This window comes from Amycolatopsis sp. NPDC004772 (assembly GCF_053601215.1).
In genome coordinates this window covers 1-3,649 of the sequence record NZ_JBSGBK010000176.1, presented here as the reverse complement: position 1 = coordinate 3,649, position 3,649 = coordinate 1, and the positions used below count along the sequence as shown (strand labels likewise).

Annotated in this window: 5 protein-coding genes; all 5 read left to right on the top strand. The window is 70.2% G+C overall.

Going from position 1 to position 3,649, the window contains the following annotated elements:
* The first annotated feature begins 124 nt into the window (after positions 1-124).
* The 5 genes from pgeF (at position 125) to wag31 (ending at position 3,534) form a co-directional block, all read left to right on the top strand.
* Positions 125-829: a peptidoglycan editing factor PgeF gene (gene pgeF, locus ACWEF6_RS42835; protein ID WP_449688184.1), complete on the top strand. Its 705-nt coding sequence runs from the start codon at positions 125-127 to the stop codon at positions 827-829.
* Positions 826-1,536, top strand: coding sequence for a YggS family pyridoxal phosphate-dependent enzyme (locus tag ACWEF6_RS42830; protein ID WP_449688183.1), 711 nt, complete (start codon positions 826-828; stop codon positions 1,534-1,536). The genes pgeF and ACWEF6_RS42830 overlap by 4 nt, the downstream gene beginning before the upstream one ends.
* Positions 1,537-1,636: 100 nt before the next feature.
* Positions 1,637-2,236 (top strand): cell division protein SepF, encoded by a 600-nt coding sequence (locus tag ACWEF6_RS42825; protein WP_310977410.1) that lies wholly within the window; start codon positions 1,637-1,639, stop codon positions 2,234-2,236.
* A 115-nt stretch (positions 2,237-2,351) separates the two neighbouring features.
* Positions 2,352-2,627: a YggT family protein gene (locus ACWEF6_RS42820; RefSeq protein WP_013224824.1), complete on the top strand. Its 276-nt coding sequence runs from the start codon at positions 2,352-2,354 to the stop codon at positions 2,625-2,627.
* A gap of 52 nt (positions 2,628-2,679) precedes the next feature.
* Positions 2,680-3,534 (top strand): DivIVA-like cell division protein Wag31, encoded by an 855-nt coding sequence (gene wag31, locus ACWEF6_RS42815; RefSeq protein WP_310977409.1) that lies wholly within the window; start codon positions 2,680-2,682, stop codon positions 3,532-3,534.
* The last annotated feature ends 115 nt before the right edge of the window (positions 3,535-3,649 follow it).

The window sequence follows — 3,649 nt, the reverse complement described above, 5'->3', positions numbered from 1 at the left end:
GCCCGCCCCCCATTGTGGCGTTGGGTGCTTTCCCCCCACCGAACGCCACATTGGGTGCGGTGGACGCAACCAACGCCACATTGGGGCGCTCGGGGCCGGGCCTTCATTGACGTCAGGAGGATTCGTGCGGGTTCGGCGAGTGGTGACGACCAGGGCGGGCGGCGCGTCACGGCCGCCCTACGACACCTTCAACCTGGGCGACCACGTCGGCGACGACGAAGGCAACGTCTACGCCAACCGCAAGCGCCTGGCGAGCGAGCTCGGCTTGGCCGAAGACAAGCTGGCCTGGATGGAGCAGGTCCACGGCCGCACGGCGACCGTCGTCGACGGCTCCGAGACCAGCGCGGCCGAAGCGACCGACGCCCTGGTGACGGCGACCCCGGGCGTCGCGCTCGTGGTGCTGGTCGCCGACTGCGTCCCGGTCCTGCTGGCCGACGCCGAGGCCGGGGTGGTCTCGGCGGTGCACGCGGGTCGCGTGGGCACCCGGGTCGGCGTGGTCCCGGCCGCGGTCAAGGCCATGCAGGAGGTGGGCGCCGAGCCGCACCGGATCGAAGCCCTGCTCGGCCCGGCCATCTGCGGCGACTGCTACGAAGTCCCCGCGGAAATGGCCGCCGACGTCGAGAAACACGTCCCCGGCAGCGCGTGCAAGACCCGCACCGGGACACCCGGGCTCGACCTGCGCGCCGGGCTCTGGCGCCAGCTCGCCGACCTCGGCGTCGGCAAGATCGGCGTCGACCCGCGGTGCACGAACGAGGACAAGACGCTGTTCAGCTACCGCCGCGACGGGACCACCGGGCGGATCGCCGGCATCACCTGGATCGAGGCATGACCGACCGCAAGGCCGAACTGGCCGAGAACCTCGCCGAGGTCGAAGCGCGGATCGCCGCCGCGTGCCGGGCCGCCGGGCGCGCCCGGGACGAGGTCAAGCTGCTCGCGATCACGAAGACCTTCCCCGCGTCCGACGTCGCGCTGCTGGCCGAGCTCGGCGTCACGGACGTCGGCGAAAACCGGGACCAGGAGGCCGGCCCGAAAGCCGCCGAAGTCCCCGGGCTGCGGTGGCACATGGTCGGCCGGCTGCAGCGGAACAAGGCGCGATCGGTGGTCGGGTGGGCCCACGAGGTGCAGTCCGTCGATTCCGCGCGGCTCGCCGACGCGCTGGCCAAGGCGGTGCGTGCGGTTCAAACCGCCCAGATACGTGACGAACCCCTCGACGTGCTGATCCAGGCCAGCCTCGACGACGATCCCGGCCGCGGCGGTTGCCCGCTTCCCGAGCTCGGCGCGCTCGCCGACCGGATCGCGCAGTCCGGGGAGCTGCGGCTTCGCGGGCTGATGGCCGTCGCGCCGCTGGGGGTGGACCCGGCCGCGGCCTTCGAACGGCTCGCTCGCGCGGGGGAGGCCCTCCGAAAAGATCACCCGAATGCCGCAGACGTCTCCGCCGGGATGAGCCATGATCTCGAGCAGGCGATCACGCACGGCTCGACCTGTGTGCGTGTCGGAACCGCGTTGCTCGGTGGACGCGGTTTAGCCTCGCCGTAGGGAGCTCGCGCGGTCGTCACGTTTCGTGTCCGCCCGCGCGGGGCACTGACGGCGTGGAGATCGAAAGTCAGTGCGGGAGCGGCTAGGGCTAGGGAGAGGCATGAGCGCGCTGCAGAAGCTGAAGGCCTACTTCGGGATGGTGCCCGCTGACGACGACGGCTACGACGTCGAAGACGACTACCGACGCGGTTACGACGACGACTACGACTCCTACGAGGAGCCGGCGCCGCGGTCGTCGCGTTCACGGTACCGCGACGTCGACGACACGTACGACGAGCCCGTCAGCCGCAGCCGGTCACGCTCCGTGGTCAGCTCCGAGCCGGCCGTTCACGGTGCGCTGGCCGTCGACCGGCAGCCCGAGCCGGTGGCGCGCCTGCGCCCGGTCGTCGAGCCGGTCGTGCGCCAGCCGGTGCGTGACCCGTTGAGCCGCATCACCACGCTGCACCCGACCAGCTACGCGGAGGCGCGGGCGATCGGGGAGCACTACCGCGAGGGCATCCCGGTGATCATGAACCTCACCGAGATGGAGAACGCGGACGCGAAGCGGCTCGTCGACTTCGCCGCCGGGCTGGCGTTCGCGCTCAGGGGGTCGATGGACAAGGTCACCAACAAGGTGTTCCTTCTCTCACCGCCCGATGTGGACGTCACGGCGGAAGACCGTCGGCGGATTGCCGAGGGCGGATTGTTTTTGCGGGGCTGAAGTCGCCCGTACCGCTGAGCGCAAGCAGACGTGACTTTGCCGACCCGATCCGGGGTCGGCCCCCTCAACTGCGTCTTCGGAGAGGACGCCCGGTTAGAGTAGGCATGTGGAAGCTGTGTGGCTGGTCGTCTGGTACGTGCTGTTCGCCTTCTGGCTGCTGCTGACGGCGCGGATCGTGGTCGAACTCGTCCGGACCTTCGCGCGTGAGTGGCATCCGGCCGGAGGGGTTGCGGTCACGCTCGAGACCATCTACACAGTGACGGACCCGCCGGTCCGCTTGTTCAGAAGGATCATTCCGATGGTCCGGATCGGCGGCGTCGGACTGGACTTGTCGATTATGGTGCTGCTGTTGGTTGTGTTCTTCGCGATGCAACTGGCGACTCCAAGTTGATCGGGGAGACTTGGGTGGACCCTGCAGGCCATGGAGTGCGTGAGGTGATCTGATGTCGTTGACCCCCGCTGACGTGCATAACGTCGCGTTCAGCAAGCCGCCCATCGGCAAGAGGGGCTACAACGAGGACGAGGTGGACGCGTTCCTCGACCTGGTGGAGACCGAGCTGGCCCGGTTGATCGAGGACAACAACGAGCTGCGCCAGCAGATGGAACAGCTCGACGCGGAACTCGAGTCGACCCGCAGCGAGCTGGAGAACGCCAAGGCGAACGTCGGCGCGCCCCCGATGCGCGAAGAGCCGTCGCGGCGCCTGGCGCCGGTGCCGCCGCCGCAGTCCGCCATGGAGCAGACGCAGGCGCACTCGATGGTCGGCGACAGCACCGAGCCGAACGTGCAGGCCGCCAAGGTCCTGGGCCTGGCCCAGGAGATGGCCGACCGGCTGACCGCCGAGGCGAAGACCGAGTCCGACGGGATGCTGGCCGAGGCCCGCACCAAGTCCGAGCAGCTGCTCTCGGACGCCCGGGCGAAGTCCGACTCGATGGTGAACGAGGCCCGCACCCGCGTCGACACGATGCTGAACGACGCGCGGACCCGTGCGGAGACGCTCGAGCGTCAGGCGCGTGACAAGGCGACCACGCTGGAGCGCGAGTCGCAGCGGAAGTACACCGAGACGATGAACAGCCTGAACTCCGAGAAGAGCGGGCTGGGCAAGAAGATCGAAGAGCTGCGCACGATCGAGCGGGAGTACCGCACGAGGCTGCGCGGGTTCCTCGAGTCCCAGCTGCGCGAGCTCGACGACCGCGGTTCCGCGGCCCCCGCGTCGGCGTCGTCGGGCTCCGGGCAGTCGTCCGGTTCGACGAGCGGCGGCCAGGGCTACTCCTTCGGCCCGCGCGCCGAAGCCGGCTGAGTTCTTCCTGAGCCGTGGGGGCCCCCCCGGAAGCGGGGGGTGGGACGGGTGGGGGGGGGGGGGGGGACACCCCCGGGGGGGGGGGGGGAGAGGGGGGGGGGGGGGGAGGGGGGTT

Coding starts and splice junctions, on each gene's coding strand:
- ACWEF6_RS42830 (WP_449688183.1), top strand. CDS start 826: ATGACCGACCGCAAGGCCGAACTGGCCGAGAACCTCGCCGAGGTCGAA.
- ACWEF6_RS42825 (WP_310977410.1), top strand. CDS start 1,637: ATGAGCGCGCTGCAGAAGCTGAAGGCCTACTTCGGGATGGTGCCCGCT.
- wag31 (WP_310977409.1), top strand. CDS start 2,680: ATGTCGTTGACCCCCGCTGACGTGCATAACGTCGCGTTCAGCAAGCCG.